The organism is Albibacterium sp. (assembly GCF_035514885.1).
Lineage (GTDB): Bacteria > Bacteroidota > Bacteroidia > Sphingobacteriales > Sphingobacteriaceae > Albibacterium.
Map to the genome: position 1 here is coordinate 213,426 of NZ_DATJCH010000024.1, position 18,226 is coordinate 231,651.

The following is an 18,226-nucleotide window of genomic DNA, read 5'->3' on the forward strand; positions in this document are numbered from 1 at the left end:
TTGTTAAATATAACCTTTATCGGGTCCTAATTTTATAGAGACAATTTTGACAATTAAAACCTAATAATTAAAGGAATTAAATGTACTAAAAAAAATGAATTACTTCTTTTAGTATAGATCAAATATCCTTTAAGCTATAGTTTTTTTACAATAGAATCTGTTTGTTAATAAATTCTGACTTTAACGTATTGTAGGAACTTAAAGCAAGGGCAGCTTCCGTATAATTACCAGAATCTAAATATACATCTCCCAGGCTATCTTCTATTTCTACCAGTAAAGTATGCATACCATACTTTATAGCTAAGTCTTTAGCTAATTTGTAATCTGGAATCGCTAAAATGCTGTCACCAATTCGCGTCTTCAATTCAGCAACATTAAATAAACTTTGAGCTAAGCCCGTTTCATCTTTATAAATCTTTGCTACATCAATAGCTTGCAGATAAATCCATTTTGCTTCAGTGAATTTCTCTTCTGATTCTTTGATAGCTGCCAATGTATTTAATGCATTGACAACATCTGGAAAATATTTGGCTTTTTGCAGTAAAGGAAAACTTCTTTTAATAATTAAGTTATGTGCGGCAGAATAATTCCCCAATTTAGCTTGAAGCAATGCGATCGATAAATTAAGTAAACCTTCCCTTTGTATGTCTTTTGCTTTCTTAGCCAAGCTCACTAATTCATCATAATACTCTAAAGATGTTTGTAGATTTCCCGATTGCTCTTCCAGGATAGCCAGATTCTGCAAAACAATCTGCTGATTGTATAGATCTTTCTCTAACATAGAGGTATTTAGACTGCTAAGGAACAAAGCTCTCGCTTCAGCAAAATCTCCATTTAATAACTTAATAGTACCTAGTGGCAGATTCGCATTATTGATCCTTTTTAATCTATCAGATAGCTCCTGTTTATCTATTAATTGTAAAAGTGTGACTTGTTCTGTCTTCTTTATAAAATATTGATCCTGTAAAATTTCTTCCTTTGTTTTTGGAGGAGGAAGAATATATACTTCTGGCCCTATTCCCGAAAATTCTTTATTATATTTTACGGGGTGTTTGACATTGGTTTGAGCCAGCGTGTGATTTGTCCATAAAGCAGATATTATAAATAGTAATGAACAGATCTGAAACACTTTTCTCATACTCGCTTATTAATCAATCTTTTTTGTTTGTGTTATACAAATATAATTAAATCTACGTAATTAAATGTTATGCTATAAAATGCTAAAATTAAGCATCGCATATTAATCGTATCAGAAATCTATTTCACATAAAATTACGTATTTTTGTTTAGATGGCAACACTTCCTCCTTTAGCAGAACGAATGCGCCCGCGTAGTTTAGATAATTATATCGGACAAAAGCATCTGGTAGGACCCAATGCAGTACTTCGGAATGCAATCAGCAATAAGAACATTCCTTCTATGATTTTCTGGGGACCTCCAGGTGTCGGAAAAACTACCTTGGCATTTATTATTTCAAATTCTTTAAACAGACCGTTTTTCAGTTTAAGTGCAATTAATTCTGGTGTAAAGGATATTCGAGAGGTAATCGATAAGGCTCAAGCTGTACAAAGTGCAGGAGGAGAGCAACCCATTCTATTTATAGATGAGATTCACCGGTTTTCTAAATCGCAGCAAGATTCTCTACTGGGTGCTGTAGAAAAGGGTTTGGTTACTCTGATTGGTGCAACCACAGAGAATCCTTCTTTTGAGGTGATTTCAGCATTACTTTCACGTTGTCAGGTATATATCTTAAAACCTATTGAGAAAGAAGATCTCATCCAATTAATTAATACATCACTTCAAGAAGATCTGGTATTAAAGGGCAAAAATATTCAAATCAAGGAATATGAAGCGTTACTTCGTTTGTCTGGAGGAGATGCCCGTAAGCTCTTAAACTTGTTAGAGCTGGTTTCTAATAGCGAAGAGCTACAGTCAAAGGCAGTCGATAATGAATTGGTATTAAAGCTAGTTCAACAGAACCTTGCTTTATACGATAAATCGGGAGAGCAGCATTACGATATTATATCGGCTTTTATCAAATCTATAAGAGGCAGCGATCCGAATGCAGCTGTTTATTGGTTAGCACGAATGATTGAAGGTGGAGAAGATCCTAAATTTATTGCACGCAGACTGTTGATTTTAGCTTCTGAAGATATCGGAAATGCTAATCCCAATGCATTGTTGTTAGCAAACAATTGTTTTCAAGCCGTATCTGTTATCGGCTGGCCTGAGTCAAGGATTATTTTATCACAAACGGTAACCTATCTGGCTTCATCCGCCAAAAGTAATGCAGCATATATGGCAATTAATGAAGCTCAGACATTGGTAAAGCAAACTGGCGATTTACCTGTACCCTTGCATTTAAGAAATGCACCAACCAAATTAATGAAGAATATTGGTTATGGGAAAGATTATAAGTACTCTCATTCCTATACCGGGAATTTTATAGAGCAGGAGTTCCTTCCGGAACAAATTAGCGGAACTAAATTATATGATCCGGGAGACAATCAGAGTGAGAATAAATTAAGAGAGAAATTGCGAGCTAATTGGAAAAATAAATATAAGTATTAGAGAACCTTTAATACTTCGCATGCTTTCTCGGCAGCAATCTTTTCAGCATTCTTTTTGTTATAGTCTTGCCCTACGCCCTTTACTTCGCCATCTATTAATGCTTCAACGGTAAATAATCTGGAACCCTCATCCTCCTGGTTTTTTACTTTTTGAAATTGGATCTCCTTATTGTTATGTTGGCACCATTCAATTAGTCTGCTTTTGAAATTAGTTTCAGTGTTCTCAAGCTGATGGATGTCTACTAAAGGATTGATGATTTGAGTTAAAATATAACTTTGGGTTTTTGCATAGCCTTTATCTAAATAGATAGCACCTATTAATGCTTCGAAAGCATCTCCAAGTAACGAACTTTGTCTATTATATCCGAACATCTTTGTATCATATTCAATGAGTTCATTTAGACCCATCTTCTTAGCTAAGATGTTAAGATTAGCTCTGCTCACAATCTTTGAACGCATTTCTGTTAAGAAACCTTCGCCTTTATATGGATATTTTTTGAAGAGTAAAGTGGCAATTACTGAACCTAAAATAGCATCACCCAAGAATTCTAAGCGTTCGTTGCTGTTTTTGGCATTGCCATTCTCCTTAATGCTTACTGCTACCGACTTGTGACGAAATGCCATCCGATAGAGACGCACATTTCCAGGAACAAAACCCAGTAGATTTCTTAAACTCCGAACGTATTTGCGATCGGGAGAAATATAAAGTTTATAAATTCTGGAAATAGGCATTAATCTTTAATAAAATCAATACGTTAAAATATTTCCACAGAAAGAAGTCATTATTCTTCGTATTTCTTGAAGATAACAGAGGCATTATGTCCACCAAATCCAAAGGTATTACTTTGTGCAAATTTAATATCTCTCTTCTGAGCTTTATTAAATGTAAAGTTTAACCGAGGATCTAAATTTGGATCGTCTGTGAAATGATTAATGGTTGGAGGAACCATTCCGTGTTTGATAGCTAGAATACAAGCCATTGATTCAACAGCACCTGCTGCACCTAATAAATGGCCAGTCATAGATTTTGTTGAACTAATGTTTAATTCGAAAGCGTGTTTTCCAAACAATTCCATAATAGCCTTCGTTTCACTAATATCTCCTACCGGCGTCGATGTTCCATGTACATTAATGTAATCAATATCATCGGTAGATATATGAGCGTCTCGCATAGCGTTGGTCATTGCCAGATTGGCACCTAAACCTTCTGGGTGAGATGCGGTGATATGATGTGCATCTGCACTCATTCCCCCTCCGCTCAGTTCAGCATAGATTTTTGCGCCTCGTGCTTTCGCGTGTTCCAGGCTTTCCAGAATAATAGTACCTGAGCCCTCGCCGGCAACAAAACCATCGCGGTCTTTGTCAAAAGGACGAGATGCAGTAGCAGGATCATCATTTCTGGTTGATAAAGCATGCATTGCATTAAACCCACCTATTCCTGCTTCGTTGATAATGGCTTCAGAACCTCCGCTTACAATGACGTCTGCATATCCGCAACGGATATAATTCAGAGAATCAATAAGAGCATTGGTTGAGGAAGCACAGGCCGAAACAGTTGAGAAATTTGGACCATGCAAACCGTATTTCATAGAAATGTGTCCGGGTGCAATATCCAAAATCATCTTTGGAATAAAGAAAGGATTAAAGCGAGGTGTTCCATCGCTATTCGCGAAGTTGGTTACCTCATCCAAGAATGTCTTAAGCCCTCCAATTCCTGATCCCCAAATAACACCAATACGATTGGTATCTAATTTGTCAAAATCAAGATTGGCATCTTTAACTGCTTCATCAGTTGATGCAAGAGCATAATGTACAAATGGGTCAAGTTTACGAGCTTCTTTCCGATCCATAAAATCTTCCGGATTGAAGTTTTTTACTTCGCAGGCAAAGCGCGTTTTAAATTTACTTGCATCAAATCGAGTGATTGGAGCGGCCCCGCTTACTCCTTTGACAAGACTGTCCCAGTATTCTGGAACAGTATTCCCAATAGGGGTAAGCGCGCCGAGCCCAGTTACAACTACTCTTTTAAGCTCCATGTATCTTTGGCTTAATTAAATTAGTTATTTTACATTCTTTTCTAAATAGGTCACCGCTTGACCAACCGTGCTGATAGTTTCAGCTTGGTCATCAGGGATTGCTACGTTGAACTCTTTTTCGAATTCCATGATTAGTTCTACGGTATCTAATGAATCCGCTCCTAAATCATTAGTGAAGGAAGCCTCTGGTGTAACTTCGTTTTCGTCAACACCTAATTTTTCAACGATAATTGCTTTTACTCTTGAAGCGATATCAGACATGATTTTTATGGTTTAATGTTTAATAAATCAAATGCAAAGAAAAATAAATTAAATCACATATCAAACCTTTTTACGTTTTAACAAAAATAATAGGTCTGAAATATTATCTAATTAATCAATTAATAATGTATTTTGTTTTACTACCTTCGTAATTAAACGCAAAGATAGTTGAATAAAGTTACTTTAAAATATGAAATCGATCTCAATTTTATACTAATTGCGATCACCTGTCCCTTAAAAGATTATCGCCTTTGTTATTACATAAATAAGCTAACATCGCTTGATTTACGTAAAACGGAAGACCATGAAACTTGGATTGGGGATAATACTTCATTATATTTCCCCAAATATAGCTATATAAATACCACTGAAGAAACGGAATTTTACTTAATTGGGAATAAGGGTTGCGATACAGGGTATTTGCTGCCGGAGCTTCGTGGATCAGATTATTTTTTAATTATAAAGGAGTTTATTGATGATATAGATTTAAAAGCTTTTTATAAAGCACTCAATGAAATTCCATATATTGTAGTCGCAACAGAAATTGACCCTCAAAAATTGAAATCCAAAGAAAATCTTGTATTTTAGCGCACTATTTTCAAGTGTATATAGAACACTATCAGTAGAAACGACAAAAACTCAATAAAAGAATACAATAAACCGCATTAAACGTAGAATATAAGTATATGAATAAAGTTCAAAAAAGGACCAAAATAGTTGCCACATTGGGCCCTGCATCTATTAACAAGATAACGCTTACAAACATGGTGGCTCTTGGTGTAGATGTTTGCAGGCTTAATTTTTCTCATGGTAGCCAGGAGGATCATTTAATCGCTATTAAAACAATTCGTGAAATTAGCGAGGAAAATCAGGTCCCGATCGGAATTTTAGCCGATTTACAAGGACCAAAAATCCGGATAGGGAAAATGAAAGAAGGAGGTGCCCTATTATTAAATGGTAAAAAGGTTACTATTACAACCAAAGAATTAATAGGTGATGAAAATAATATTTATATCACTTATGAAAACTTTCCGAATGATGTGTCCTCAAATGAAATTATTCTATTAGATGACGGAAAAATCCAATTGAGAGTCCTTTCTTCAAACCGTCAAGATACTGTAGAGTGTGAAGTTGTTCATGGAGGCGTCCTTACTTCTAGAAAAGGAGTGAACCTTCCAAACACTAAAATCTCCATTCCAAGCTTAACAGATGAAGACATTGATAACGTAAACTTTGCTCTCTCTTATGATGTAGAGTGGGTTGCCATGTCATTTGTGCGTTCAGCTGCAGATATTGTACGACTTAGAGATCATATTGCTACACAAAATAAAACAGCAAGGATTATTGCTAAAATAGAAAAACCAGAAGCCATTGCTAATATCGATGAGATTATTGCTGCTTCTGATGCTATTATGGTTGCAAGAGGAGACCTGGGAGTAGAAATGCCAATGGAAGAAGTTCCTGTTTTGCAAAAAATGATTGTTAAGAAATGCCGAGATGCAGCTAAACCAGTTGTTATTGCCACTCAAATGCTTGAAAGCATGATAACAACTCCTCGTCCAACACGTGCAGAAGTTAATGACGTAGCTAACTCTGTATTGGATGGTGCTGATGCGGTAATGTTAAGTGGTGAAACATCTGTAGGGGAGTTTCCGGAGATTGTAATCGAAACAATGTCTAAGGTAATCACCCATGTAGAGAAAACATCCTATCCTTATTTCGCAGAAAAGAAAAGCAGCTTTGATTCTGAAACACTTGTTTCTGATCATATCTGTGCATCTTCTGTATTCCTTACTCAGAAAACAGGTGCGAAAGCAATTGCTGCAATGACATCTTCCGGCTATACGGCCTTTGAGATTTCAAGCCATAGACCAGATGCTGATATTTACATCTTTACAAACAAACCATCTCTATTAAATACGTTAAGTATTGTTTGGGGTGTAAGCGGATTCTTCTATGATAGCTTTGAAAGTACTGATAACAGCATTAAAGATGTGAATGGTATTCTAAAGGAAAAAGGTCTTTTAAAAACAGGAGAATTAGTAGTTAATACAGCTTCTATTCCAATTGAGAATAAGGGAAAGACAAATATGATTAAAGTAGCGATTATTTAATCCTATTTAAAACATAAAAAGCCCGGCAAGATCAAATCTTGTCGGGCTTTTCTTTATGTAATATCAAGTGCTTATTCAATAACTGCTAAAATCTTTTCAAAGGTCATACCCCGTGAAGCCTTTAGTAATATAAGCCGGCCTTCTAAAGCTTCCTTTCTTAAGGCATCTACGGCTTCGTCGGTTGTTTTATAGAATGCAGCTTTATCATTTTTTAACTCGTAAAAGTCTTTTCCTATAAAAATGCAGTCACAATCCTTTAGTAATAAAGCTTTCTCAACCAGAAGTCTGTGTTCTTTCAAAGACTCTTTACCCAGTTCAAACATATCTCCAAGAATAAGAGTCTTTTTTAAAGGTGTTTTGATGGAGCTAATATTCTGCAAGGCGGCTTCCATGCTGCTAACATTTGCATTATAATAATCGCAAATAATCGTATTCTTCTTACTTTGTATAATTTGAGAGCGATTGTTTTCAGGATGATAATTTGCGATACCGGTATTAATTTCATTCCCATTTAATCCAAAATAAACTCCAATTGCAATTGCTGCCAATATGTTTTCAGCGTTATAAGACCCTGTTAGCTGACTTGTAACCACAGTTTTTTCATGATTGAAAGTCCACTCTAAGCCTAAAAGCGGATTATCCTCTACCAATCTGCCTGAAATGGAATGCTGAGGATTGAAGCCATAGCTGATAATCTCTTTAAATCTAAATGCATTTGCCATTGTCACCAATTCCCGATTATCTTTCTGGAGAAATAGAGTCCCTGCATTTTCAGACAACCAGGCGTAAAGCTCTCCTTTTGCTTTTTTCACTCCTTCATAACCTCCAAAACCTTCCAGATGAGCTTTCCCTACATTGGTTATCAGGCCATATCCTGGCTTGGCAATAGTACATAGAAAGGCGATTTCTTGCTGGTGGTTTGCACCCATTTCTATTACTGCGATCTCCGTTTTCTTGTTGATCGAAAGAATAGATAAAGGCACACCTATGTGATTGTTCAGGTTTCCTTTAGTAGCAAAAACGTTGAATTTCTGTTTTAAAACGGCCTGTATTAATTCTTTACTGGTAGTTTTACCGTTAGATCCTGTAATACCTATAATAGGAATAGTAAGTTGATCGCGATGATGCTTTGCCAGCTCTTGCAAGCTGCTGAGAACGTCTTGAACTAAAATAAAACGATCATCTTTTTTATAAGAGACTTCATCGATGATTGCATAAGCAGCACCCAATTCAAGAGCCTTATCTGCAAATTCATTTCCGTTAAAGTTACTCCCCTTTAATGCAAGGAAGATTGAGTTTTTCTCAATCTTCCTTGTGTCAGTCGATATAATAGGATGTCTTAAATAAACCTTGTAAATCTCATTCAAATGCATAGCTAGTGTAGAATTACTATTATGCTGGTAAAAGTAATTCTATTTTTTTAAAGTCGTATCGATTTTAAGGTTTATTGAATCTGTGAGAACGGTACTAGAATCTGCACTGCCCAAACCAACTTGTCCTGGTCTATCTGAGATATATTCAAGACCATTATCTGTCATAACCCATTCACTTTGTTCAGGCGTTGGCATATCATCAAAAGCATCATTAAATTTGTCGAAAGAAACGTTATAAAGACGGTACCGCACTTCATTATCAATAATTAAACGAGTACCAACCGGTATATTCAGATCTACCCGTATTTCCTGATCACGATATAAATCGTTTGCCCCTATTAAAGCATGGCTATCAAAGGACAGTTCTGTACTATCTTGCTTAATATGATAGGTCATGTTTTGTGCACGCTTACTCGCAATGTCAAAGTTTCTTCCTACTGCGCTATATTCTTTTGATATGTTAGCTGTTTCTCCATTAATTAATCTATTAATGTAGATTCTCGGACGAACATCCATGAATGACCCGCTTCGTTTCATAATAATCCGATTAGAGTATGTTTGTCCGTTTTTATAAACTGAATCGCGTTGTTGAGCTACGCTTCTCACATCATTTATGGAAAGATGATATACCTTTTCGGGCACTAATGGAGTCGTTTCTACTACAGAACTATCAATAGAATGGTCCATGCCCATAAGCGAGCCGTAATAAGCTAAGAAACCTACCGATGCTATCCAAACAATTAATAACGAATAACCGAAGTATTTATTAATCCTAGATCCTGTAATGATTCGTATAGAAAGCATGATCAGAGACAGCAAAGGAATGAAAATAGCTAAAAATACAAGCCAAACAAAAAGTGTATAATAGGCAGGATCTATAAAGCGAGTGGGTTGAATATTATCAATAAAGAAACTATTGCCCGGACTGCCTAAGAAGCCAAGTAAAGCTATGAGAGCACCAATCATTATTATAATCGAAATAATAATTACTAATATCCCGATGATTTTTACAATGATATTTACGAATCCTCCAACAGCATCGCCTGTTCTTCTAGCGGTATTTCTTAGGCCGGGTTTTATTCTTTGACCGGCCTCGGAAAAATTTTTCCGAAGACCCTCCATCTCTTCATCGAAATTTCGTTTAAAATTATGCAGGTTTGCTTCTTCGCCTCTCATCGACATTTTATCTGCACGAGTTCGTGCTAAAGGTGTTAATATCCATAGAATAATGTATAGCAGAAAGCCTGATCCTCCCAATACAAATAATAGGATAAATGCTACGCGTATCCATTTCGCTTCGATATCAAAATAATGCCCTAAGCCCGAACACACACCTCCAATTACCTTATCGTCTGGATCACGAAATAAGGTACGGCTACCACTATAAGTTTGATAGTGGTAAGAAGAATCGCTGTTTTCTTCGCCCTCTTCACCAAACTCTTCAAAATCACTGATATCTCCCATTTGTGCCGTTACTTCCGTAACATCCTGCATGGTGATAACGGCTTTTTGCTGGTTAATGCGTTCGCTAAACATTTCTGCAATACGGTTCTCTATATCGCTTACAATTTCATTGCTATCAGGAGAATAGCCAAAATGTCTTTTTACCGCCGTCATGTAGGTTTGCAGTACCTCATATGCATCTTCTTCAATATGGAAGATGATACCGTTGATGTTTATAATAATTGTCTTATTCATGATATTTAGCTATTGTTCTGTTAAAGGATTTTCTGTTGTTGATTTATTTCTACGGTGTTCCATTGCCGTATCGACTGCAAAGGCCAGTTCATTCCAAGTTTTATCAAGCTTATTGAGTACATCGAGCCCAGCAGGTGTAATTTCATAGTACTTTCTTGGAGGGCCTGAGGTCGACTCGCGCCAGTTGTAACTGAGCAAACCATTGTTCTTTAGACGGGTAAGTAGCGGATACAGCGTGCCTTCGACTACTAATAAGCGAGCTTTCTTGAGCTCACTCAGAATATCTGAGGCATAAATCTCGCCCTGCGAAATTATTGAAAGAATACAGTAATCAAGTATTCCTTTCCTCATTTGGGTTTGGGTATTTTCAGCAATCATATTACAAAGATATAGGTTTAGGACGGTAGTATGCAATACATAGTTGTATGTATAGGCAAAATATTTTATAAAGGACTGATAAACAGCGAGATAATTTTCAATGAATTTTTTAAATTATAAATCAGCTACCTGTTTTTCTCTATCATATTCTTTTTTGATAACTTTAGCACCTAAGTCAATTAACTAATTCAACAACCTATTTAAATTAATTTTGAATGAATAATTATACCCTTCCCTCGGAGCAGAACTTTGAGAAATGGTTTGAAAACTCGAAGTCTCATCTTGTCGTTTTGGAAAATAAGCGAGGTATGAAAGTAGCATTAAGCGATTTTGGAGCAAGGGTAGTGAGCATATTAGTGCCCGATAAAGACGGTAACAAGGTAGACGTAGCATTAGGTTACGATCATATTGACAAATATGTTAATTCAAATGAACGATATCACGGTGCCACAATCGGTCGTTTCGCCAATCGTATTGCAAATGCTAAATTTAAGATTGGCGAAAATTCCTATCAACTTGAAGCCAATAATGGTACAAATGCATTGCATGGAGGCACAGTTGGATTTCATGATCGTGTTTGGTCTCGTCGAGTAAATAACAGGCATCAGGTTGATTTCCATCTGGTATCGCCAGATGGAGAAGATGGATTTCCAGGAACCTTGACAGTTGTTGTTCAGTATTCTTTAACCGATGATAATGAATTGAGGATTCATTATCGCGCTCACGCAGATAAAGACACAGTTATTAATTTAACCAACCATACTTACTTCAATTTGAATGGTGAGGGAAATGAACCAATATACAATCATCGGTTATTCATCGATGCCGATAGTTATTTACCAGTCGATTCTGTTCAGATTCCAACAGGTGAATTACGGCCATGTAAAGATAGCGCCTTCGACTTCCTGTCTGAAAAATCCATCCAAGAACAGATTGTCAAAGACGATGAACAAGTACGAGCTGCAGACGGATTTGATCATAACTACGTTTTAAACAACGCTACCCAACAATTGGAAAAACCTGTAGCTTATATCTTATCACCCTTAACCGGTATCCAGATGGAGGTTTATACCGATCAGCCAGGTATACAGCTCTACACCGGTAATTTCCTTGCCGGGAATGATACCGGGAAAAGTGGGAAACTGTATCATAAACACGGAGCCTTTTGTTTAGAAACACAAGCATTCCCAGACGCTCCTAATCAGCAGTCTTTCCCTAGCAGTTTACTCAAAGTTGGCGATGTATTTAGCTCTGAAACCCGTTATCGATTTAATGTTGTAAAATAACGGCTAGAGTTTTAAAGTAATTACTGAAGTACTTCTAGAAAAAGCGATAGACTTCCCGTATCAATGGGATACCATTTGCCAGTACTAAAGCTTCTGATAAAAGCATCCGTTGATCCCAAAACTGCTCTGAAACTATAAAGTGGTATTGGGTTTTCAGTGTTCTTCGGGATGTACTCAAATGCTATCGCACAATCTTCATTCAAGATAATATCTTCATCTTTCAAATCGAACGTGAGCAACTTGGTTGAAAGCGGGAAGGTTTTAATGATGTTCTTTTCTATTAAGCGATCTTCCGGCAAACCATCTTCTATTTTGTAGATGTTTAATCGGAATGTTATGGAATCTTTGCTTTTCTTATTACCTGCAACCCGTATGTTAGCGTTGAGCAGTTTAGCCGGTTCTTTAATCTTGATTAATTTTGCCGGCTCCAGATAACCTTCCTGCTCTCTGACCGTCAGATTAAACCAAAGTAAAGGTGCATATAGTTTTGTCCCCAGAGTTTTTGGTTTAAGTTCTTTATTGGTAATTGTAACTTCCTGAAGTTCAGTAGTCTTCTCATGCAAAACAACCTCCATATTCATAGAAGGGTTTAATTTTTTAACAGGGATTACGTTTTCTTCAAAACCTACAAAGCTGAACGTTAAAGATTTATCCTTAAGACTATCAGGAATCAAAAGCTGAAAGCTTCCGTCCTCTTTGGAAACGGTACCCACATCCATATTTCTTATGCCAATATTCACCCATGATAGAACATTCCCATGATCATCATAAACTTTGCCTTTAATTGTTTTTTCCTGTGCTTTCGCTTGAAAACTTAAGGTGCCAAGTAGAAAAATCAACGTAATATAATTAAGCATGCGTGGAACTTTCATATTAAGATAAAGTGTCATAGTTTGTGTTAGGTTTAGGGTATCTTCTTTGCAATTAAAACCCGAACCTAATAAATAAGCCTCTAAATACTCGTGTTTTAACATACTTTAACAAGCATGTTGAAATTTCCTGATAAGTTTAATCCGTGCCGTTATATCTTACTTGAAAGTTACTTCGCTATAAATTGTATGATTATTGAACAATAATTAAAGGGATATTCTTCGGACTTCCTAGGGACTTTCTAGGGACTTCATAGGGGCAAATCCCTTTAAAGTCCCTAGAAGGTCCCTTGAAGATTCGTGCGAAATCCGATGAATAGTATTATAAGTTTTAGAGGGGTTATTTTGTGAAAGCCAAGGTGGCAATGCTGACTTTTACACCAGGAATTTTTAAAAGTGCGGCTGAGCAAGCTTCCAGAGTTGCACCTGTGGTTAACACATCATCCACCAGTAAAATATGCTTATCGGTTAGAGATTCAGGATGGTTTAATTTGAAAATGTCTTTAACATTCTCGAAGCGTTGAGAACGGCTTTTGTTGGTTTGGCTTTCATTGTGGGATGCTCGAATCAAGTTCTTGCAATCTGTTGGGATATTTATGATTTTACTTAAGCCTTTCGCGAAATAATCACTTTGATTATAACCTCTTGATCGTAAACGTTTTTTATGAAGTGGAACAGGAATAATCAGATCACACGATTCAAAAATGGACGTTTCTTTTAATTGCAGACCATATAGTTCACCCAGAAATTCGGCGGTTGGATAGCCATTTTTATATTTAATCTGATGGATGATTCTTTGAATACTGGAGCCTGAACTGAAATATAGAAAGGAGTCAACCTCTTCAATAGCTGCATGTCCCATTAATTGTCGGGCCGCTAAATTGTCCTTATCTAAATAAAAATGAGTAATTGGTAAATTATAAATGCAATGAGTACAGAGGCATCTCTCCTGATGTACGAGGGATTGGTTGCAGGCAGCACATAGCTCGGGAAATAAGAGCGCAAAAGCGTCTCTTACAAACTGAACGAATTGCATAAATCAATAATTAGGCTTTTTCCTTAACAGCTAGTTGTCCGCAGGCAGCGTCAATATCTTTCCCGCGACTTTTCCTAACATAGGTATTAATACCTTTCTTACGTAAGAATTCTGCAAATACTTCTACTTTATCTACGTTGGCATTTGTATAACTCGCAAAAGAGATTGGGTTATATTCAATGATATTAACCTTACAAGGTACATGCTTACAGAAAGCTGCAAGTTCGGCGGCATCGCTTAGTTCGTCGTTAAAGTCATTGAAAACAATGTATTCGTAAGTAACCGGATTGTTGGTTTTAGCGTAATAATATTTTAAGGCTTCGGCCAAAGCTTCCAGCGTATTCTGCTCATTGATGGGCATAATTTTATTCCGCTTCTTATCATTAGCAGCATGAAGAGAGAGAGCTAAATTGAATCGAACTTCATCATCTCCCAGCTTTTTAATCATTTTAGCAATACCAGCCGTTGAAACAGTTATTCGGCGGGATGCAATATTTAATCCATCAGGTGCAGTAATCCGGTCAATGGATCGCAATACATTGGAGTAATTCAGTAGCGGCTCACCCATACCCATATAAACGATATTAGTAAGCGGTTTTTTATAATTTTCTTCCGCCTGACGGTTAATTAAAACTACTTGATCGTAAATCTCATCGGCATTAACATTCCTCTTTCTATCCATATATCCTGTAGCACAGAATTTACAGGACAAACTACAACCAACCTGAGAGCTGACGCAAGCGGTCATTCTTTCGGTTGTTGGAATTAATACTCCTTCAATGATATTAGAATCGTATAATTTGAATGCGTTCTTAATAGTTCTATCTTCACTAAGCTGGGATGTATTAATCTTTACAGCATTTATGCAGAATTTCTCTTTTAGCACTTCACGAAGAGATTTGCTCAGGTTGCTCATCTCATCGAAGTCGGTACACGACTTTTCCCAAAGCCATTCATAGATTTGTTTGGCTCTAAAGGACTTTTCGCCCAAGCTCTCCAGTTGATTCTTTAATTCGTTGAGGCTCAGAGAACGAATGTCTAATTTTTTATTAATTTTATCCACTTCGGCAAAGTTACGGCTTTTCTATTAACATTATAAATAAATAAAGAAGTGCCTTATTTAGCTTGTGTATTTCATTTAGAGTATTAAATTGCTAATTTCGTAATAAATTGAATTATTATTTAATAATGGCGTTAAATGTTTAGGTATATATCTGCTGATTATCTTATCCCTGTAAATTCGGCTCCTCTGAAGAATGGGATTATCGTTTTAGATAATAAGGACGAGATCGTTAACATTCTTTCGGATGAGCATGATGTTCCTGAAGATAGCTCTGTTGAGAAGTATGAAGGCATTATTGTACCGGGCTTTATAAATTGCCATTGCCATTTAGAATTATCCCACCTACATGGTAAAATTGCTAAGAAGACGGGTTTGATCGAGTTTATAAAGGCCGTTGCAAGAGGCCCGAAATATACCTTGGATTTGATCACCGATGAAATAGAAAAGGCAGATGAAGCGATGTATAATGCGGGAATTGTTGCGGTGGCAGATATTGCTAATACCATTCATACACGGGAGAGGAAACTTAGCAGTAAGATATATTATCATACCTTTTCAGAAATATTTGGCTTTGAGCCCGAAATTGCGAAAGATGCTTTTAAAAAAGGTGTTGAATTGTGTGAAGAGTTTTCTCCCTTGCCGAGTTCTGTTACTCCCCATGCTCCTTACTCAGTTTCCAAAGAGTTATTTCGATATATACGAGTACTTGAAGATAAGGATAGACATTTATTAAGCATTCATAATCAGGAATCTGAGGAGGAAAATAAGTTCTTCCGTTATAAAACGGGCGATTTCTTAGATTTTTATGCTTTTCTGAATAAGAATATTGATTTTTTTAAAGCGCAGGCGCGAAATTCTTTGCGTTCGGTACTTCCGTTACTTCCTCAATCACAACATATCTTATTGGTGCATAACACGTATACTACTTTTAAAGATATTAATTTTGTTGAACGCTATAAAAGGGATGTTACCTGGTGTTTATGTCCGAATGCCAATCTGTATATCGAAGATCGACTGCCAAAGATTGATTTATTTATGAGTTCGAGACTGCCGATCGTACTTGGAACAGATAGCCTTGCTTCGAACGATAAACTCTGCATCTTGTCTGAAATACAAACTCTTTTAGCACATTTTTCACATTTGCCACTTGAAAAGAGTATTGAGTGGGCTACCTTAAATGGTGCAAAGTATTTAGGTATTGATGCTATGTATGGCAGTTTAGAGGTTGGTAAAAAGCCGGGATTAAATTTGCTTACAAAAACAGAAGGCTTAAATTTGACTGAGGAATCGGCCGTTGTTAAACTTAATTAAAAGATGAAGCATTTAGATATTGTGATTTCCGGCAAAGTACAGCGTGTATCCTTTCGTGTATCTACTAAAGCAGTTGCCGATCTGCTTGGCATAAAAGGAATTATTAAAAATATGCCTGATGGAACAGTATATGCTGAGGCAGAAGGAAGTCCTTATGCGATTGATAGTTTTCTGGATTGGTGCAAGGAAGGACCTGAAAATGCAGTCGTTGAAAATGTTGTGCAAAGTGAATCTGAACTCAAAAACTATCGTAACTTTGAGGTTATAAAGAAATAGATAATCTCAAACCTTAAAGCTTGTCTACATTAAAGAAATTTGCCGGACAAACCCTGATTTATGGACTTAGTACCGTAATTGCTCGATTACTTAACTTTGTTCTAACACCAATACTCGTTAAGGTTTATCCCACTTCTGTTTATGGAATCTTAACCAATCTTTATAGTTGGGCAGCCATTTTAAATGCTATTCTGGCTTTCGGGATGGAAACCACCTTTTTTCGTTACCTGCAAAAGCATGAAGACAATAAAGAGCGAGTTTATAATACAACCTTCTTTTTTATAGTATTAACCTCAGTCGTTTTTATTGTTGGAACATTATTATTTGCTGGCGATATCTCCTATTGGTTATTTGCTGAAAAGGGTCCGGAACGTACTATTTATATCTATTACTTTGCATTTATTTTAACCGCAGATGCATTGGCTGTTATTCCTTTTGCGCAGTTACGCGCTCAGGAAAAGCCTTTGCGCTTTGGTTTGATAAAGTTGGCAAATATTTTAATTTATGTGTTTTTTACCGTTCTGCTCATTCTTGTATTTCCATTTATAATAAAAAATAATCTTCCGGGTGCTGAATGGCTTAGTGGATGGTTGCGACCTAAGTGGATTGGCTATGTGTTTTTAGCTAACCTGATTGCAAGCATGGTTACTTTGATACTTTTAATTCCGGAAATATCTAAGCTGAAACTACAGGCGAATAAGAAATTGATGAAGGAAATGTTATGGTATTCCTTGCCCATCTTAGTTGCCAATCTTTCTTTTATTATCAATGAGAACTTGGATAAGATATTTTTAACCAAGCTGCTTCCCATTGATATAGGAGAGCGTGACTTAGGAATTTATGGTGCCTGTTCGAAGATTGCCATATTCCTGAGTATTTTTATTCAGGCATTTCGGTTAGGAGCCGAACCTTTTTTCTTTAGCCACGCTAAAAATCCCAATGCAAGAAAGACCTATGCAATTATTATGGACTATTTTGTCGTTGCCATTAGTTTGGCGGTGGTTGCTTTGGTTGCTAATATTGAGATACTTAAGTTTTTTATTAAAGGTGGGGATGCGATACAGCAAGCACAGTATTGGTCGGGTCTACCCGTAGTTCCGGTTCTTTTAATGGGTTATATATTCTTGGGTATCTATATGAATCTGTCTATTTGGTATAAGCTTTCAGATCAGACTAAATATGGTCTGTATATATCCGGTGTGGGCGCTATTCTGACTATTGTGTTGAATATTATCTTTATACCAAAATACAGCTATGTGGCATCGGCTTGGATTACTATGCTAGCTTATTTTACGATGATGGTTCTATCTTATTTTTTGGGACAGAGAAATTATCCCATTCCCTATCATACTAAAAAAAATATGAGCTATATCGTAGCTGCAGCTTTAATAAGCTGGCTTTCTTTCAGTATTTTTAATCGAAACTTGTTTATAGGGAATGCTTTATTCTTTATATTTATAATTATTGCTTTCTTAGTGGAAAGAAAACAACTCATAAAACTTATTGTTAAAAAAGATGATCATTAAAGTAATAAATAAATCAGGACATGAGCTCCCTAACTATCAGACTGAGGCTTCTGCAGGGATGGACCTGAGAGCAAATTTGTCTGAAGGAAATGTTGTATTGAAGCCTTTGCAAAGAGTATTGATTTCTACAGGTTTATATATTGAACTTCCTATGGGCTTTGAGGCGCAAATTCGCCCCAGAAGTGGTTTAGCCTATAAACATGGGATAACCGTATTAAATTCTCCCGGAACAATTGATGCTGATTACCGTGGAGAGATCAAAGTGCTATTGATCAATCTTTCGGATCAGCCTTTTGAGGTAGTTCACGGAGAGCGCATTGCACAAATGATTATTGCTCAGCATGAACAAATTGACTGGGAAGAAGCGACTGAACTTTCTGATACAGTACGTGGTGCCGGTGGATATGGACATACCGGAGTAATTTAATG

General features: G+C 36.5%; 18 protein-coding genes. 8 read left to right on the forward strand and 10 right to left on the reverse strand.

Annotated elements, in window-relative coordinates:
• Positions 1-145: 145 nt before the first annotated feature.
• Complete coding sequence (locus VL047_RS12055) at positions 146-1,138, reverse strand: tetratricopeptide repeat protein (protein ID WP_325360896.1); 993 nt, start codon at positions 1,136-1,138, stop codon at positions 146-148.
• Between the two features lie 152 nt (positions 1,139-1,290).
• Between VL047_RS12055 and VL047_RS12060 the strand changes: the two genes are divergently transcribed.
• Positions 1,291-2,571: a replication-associated recombination protein A gene (locus VL047_RS12060; RefSeq protein ID WP_325360898.1), complete on the forward strand. Its 1,281-nt coding sequence runs from the start codon at positions 1,291-1,293 to the stop codon at positions 2,569-2,571.
• Here the strand turns inward: VL047_RS12060 and rnc are convergent.
• The 3 genes from rnc to VL047_RS12075 are packed head-to-tail and all read right to left on the reverse strand — an operon-like array spanning position 2,568 to position 4,867.
• Entirely contained in the window at positions 2,568-3,302 is a 735-nt protein-coding gene (gene rnc / locus VL047_RS12065; RefSeq protein WP_325360900.1) for a ribonuclease III, read from the reverse strand. The genes VL047_RS12060 and rnc overlap by 4 nt on opposite strands.
• Before the next feature lie 50 nt (positions 3,303-3,352).
• Complete coding sequence (gene fabF, locus VL047_RS12070) at positions 3,353-4,606, reverse strand: beta-ketoacyl-ACP synthase II (RefSeq protein WP_325360902.1); 1,254 nt, start codon at positions 4,604-4,606, stop codon at positions 3,353-3,355.
• Positions 4,607-4,630: 24 nt separating this feature from the next.
• Complete coding sequence (locus tag VL047_RS12075; RefSeq protein ID WP_118193557.1) at positions 4,631-4,867, reverse strand: acyl carrier protein; 237 nt, start codon at positions 4,865-4,867, stop codon at positions 4,631-4,633.
• A gap of 168 nt (positions 4,868-5,035) precedes the next feature.
• On the opposite strand from VL047_RS12075, the gene VL047_RS12080 reads away from it, so the two are divergent.
• Positions 5,036-5,455 carry an IPExxxVDY family protein gene (locus tag VL047_RS12080; RefSeq protein WP_132223530.1) on the forward strand — a complete coding sequence of 140 codons (420 nt, stop codon included), beginning with the start codon at positions 5,036-5,038 and terminating at the stop codon, positions 5,453-5,455.
• Between the two features lie 98 nt (positions 5,456-5,553).
• Positions 5,554-6,981, forward strand: coding sequence for a pyruvate kinase (gene pyk, locus VL047_RS12085; protein ID WP_325360908.1), 1,428 nt, complete (start codon positions 5,554-5,556; stop codon positions 6,979-6,981).
• A 71-nt stretch (positions 6,982-7,052) separates the two neighbouring features.
• Here pyk and VL047_RS12090 read toward each other — a convergent pair whose 3' ends face one another.
• Genes VL047_RS12090 through VL047_RS12100 form a run of 3 tightly spaced genes read right to left on the reverse strand, consistent with a single transcriptional unit; the run spans position 7,053 to position 10,430 of the window.
• Positions 7,053-8,354: a UDP-N-acetylmuramoyl-tripeptide--D-alanyl-D-alanine ligase gene (locus tag VL047_RS12090; protein WP_325360910.1), complete on the reverse strand. Its 1,302-nt coding sequence runs from the start codon at positions 8,352-8,354 to the stop codon at positions 7,053-7,055.
• Positions 8,355-8,393: 39 nt separating this feature from the next.
• Positions 8,394-10,052, reverse strand: a complete 1,659-nt coding sequence (locus VL047_RS12095; protein ID WP_325360912.1) for a PspC domain-containing protein — start codon at positions 10,050-10,052, stop codon at positions 8,394-8,396.
• Positions 10,053-10,061: 9 nt separating this feature from the next.
• A complete protein-coding gene (locus VL047_RS12100; RefSeq protein WP_325361278.1) occupies positions 10,062-10,430 on the reverse strand; it encodes a PadR family transcriptional regulator in 369 nt (122 codons plus the stop codon).
• Between the two features lie 215 nt (positions 10,431-10,645).
• Between VL047_RS12100 and VL047_RS12105 the strand changes: the two genes are divergently transcribed.
• On the forward strand, positions 10,646-11,716 hold the full coding sequence (locus VL047_RS12105; protein WP_325360914.1) for an aldose epimerase family protein: 1,071 nt from the start codon (positions 10,646-10,648) through the stop codon (positions 11,714-11,716).
• A 20-nt stretch (positions 11,717-11,736) separates the two neighbouring features.
• Here the strand turns inward: VL047_RS12105 and VL047_RS12110 are convergent, their stop codons facing one another.
• From VL047_RS12110 to rlmN, 3 genes are all read right to left on the reverse strand, one after another.
• Positions 11,737-12,690, reverse strand: coding sequence for a carboxypeptidase-like regulatory domain-containing protein (locus VL047_RS12110; protein ID WP_325360916.1), 954 nt, complete (start codon positions 12,688-12,690; stop codon positions 11,737-11,739).
• 235 nt (positions 12,691-12,925) lie between these two features.
• Positions 12,926-13,621 (reverse strand): ComF family protein, encoded by a 696-nt coding sequence (locus tag VL047_RS12115; RefSeq protein ID WP_325360918.1) that lies wholly within the window; start codon positions 13,619-13,621, stop codon positions 12,926-12,928.
• Positions 13,622-13,631: 10 nt separating this feature from the next.
• Entirely contained in the window at positions 13,632-14,684 is a 1,053-nt protein-coding gene (gene rlmN / locus VL047_RS12120) for a 23S rRNA (adenine(2503)-C(2))-methyltransferase RlmN (RefSeq protein ID WP_325360920.1), read from the reverse strand.
• Between the two features lie 135 nt (positions 14,685-14,819).
• On the opposite strand from rlmN, the gene VL047_RS12125 reads away from it, so the two are divergent.
• Genes VL047_RS12125 through dut form a run of 4 tightly spaced genes read left to right on the forward strand, consistent with a single transcriptional unit; the run spans position 14,820 to position 18,224 of the window.
• A complete protein-coding gene (locus VL047_RS12125) occupies positions 14,820-15,995 on the forward strand; it encodes an amidohydrolase family protein (RefSeq protein ID WP_325360922.1) in 1,176 nt (391 codons plus the stop codon).
• A gap of 3 nt (positions 15,996-15,998) precedes the next feature.
• Positions 15,999-16,271 carry an acylphosphatase gene (locus VL047_RS12130; RefSeq protein ID WP_325360924.1) on the forward strand — a complete coding sequence of 91 codons (273 nt, stop codon included), beginning with the start codon at positions 15,999-16,001 and terminating at the stop codon, positions 16,269-16,271.
• A 20-nt stretch (positions 16,272-16,291) separates the two neighbouring features.
• Positions 16,292-17,797, forward strand: coding sequence for a lipopolysaccharide biosynthesis protein (locus VL047_RS12135; RefSeq protein ID WP_325360926.1), 1,506 nt, complete (start codon positions 16,292-16,294; stop codon positions 17,795-17,797).
• Entirely contained in the window at positions 17,787-18,224 is a 438-nt protein-coding gene (dut, locus tag VL047_RS12140) for a dUTP diphosphatase (protein ID WP_325360928.1), read from the forward strand. The genes VL047_RS12135 and dut overlap by 11 nt, the downstream gene beginning before the upstream one ends.
• The last annotated feature ends 2 nt before the right edge of the window (positions 18,225-18,226 follow it).

Coding starts and splice junctions, on each gene's coding strand:
- VL047_RS12055 (WP_325360896.1), bottom strand. CDS start 1,138: ATGAGAAAAGTGTTTCAGATCTGTTCATTACTATTTATAATATCTGCT.
- VL047_RS12060 (WP_325360898.1), top strand. CDS start 1,291: ATGGCAACACTTCCTCCTTTAGCAGAACGAATGCGCCCGCGTAGTTTA.
- rnc (WP_325360900.1), bottom strand. CDS start 3,302: ATGCCTATTTCCAGAATTTATAAACTTTATATTTCTCCCGATCGCAAA.
- fabF (WP_325360902.1), bottom strand. CDS start 4,606: ATGGAGCTTAAAAGAGTAGTTGTAACTGGGCTCGGCGCGCTTACCCCT.
- VL047_RS12075 (WP_118193557.1), bottom strand. CDS start 4,867: ATGTCTGATATCGCTTCAAGAGTAAAAGCAATTATCGTTGAAAAATTA.
- pyk (WP_325360908.1), top strand. CDS start 5,554: ATGAATAAAGTTCAAAAAAGGACCAAAATAGTTGCCACATTGGGCCCT.
- VL047_RS12090 (WP_325360910.1), bottom strand. CDS start 8,354: ATGCATTTGAATGAGATTTACAAGGTTTATTTAAGACATCCTATTATA.
- VL047_RS12095 (WP_325360912.1), bottom strand. CDS start 10,052: ATGAATAAGACAATTATTATAAACATCAACGGTATCATCTTCCATATT.
- VL047_RS12100 (WP_325361278.1), bottom strand. CDS start 10,430: ATGATTGCTGAAAATACCCAAACCCAAATGAGGAAAGGAATACTTGAT.
- VL047_RS12105 (WP_325360914.1), top strand. CDS start 10,646: ATGAATAATTATACCCTTCCCTCGGAGCAGAACTTTGAGAAATGGTTT.
- VL047_RS12110 (WP_325360916.1), bottom strand. CDS start 12,690: ATGTTAAAACACGAGTATTTAGAGGCTTATTTATTAGGTTCGGGTTTT.
- VL047_RS12115 (WP_325360918.1), bottom strand. CDS start 13,621: ATGCAATTCGTTCAGTTTGTAAGAGACGCTTTTGCGCTCTTATTTCCC.
- VL047_RS12125 (WP_325360922.1), top strand. CDS start 14,820: ATGTTTAGGTATATATCTGCTGATTATCTTATCCCTGTAAATTCGGCT.
- VL047_RS12130 (WP_325360924.1), top strand. CDS start 15,999: ATGAAGCATTTAGATATTGTGATTTCCGGCAAAGTACAGCGTGTATCC.
- dut (WP_325360928.1), top strand. CDS start 17,787: ATGATCATTAAAGTAATAAATAAATCAGGACATGAGCTCCCTAACTAT.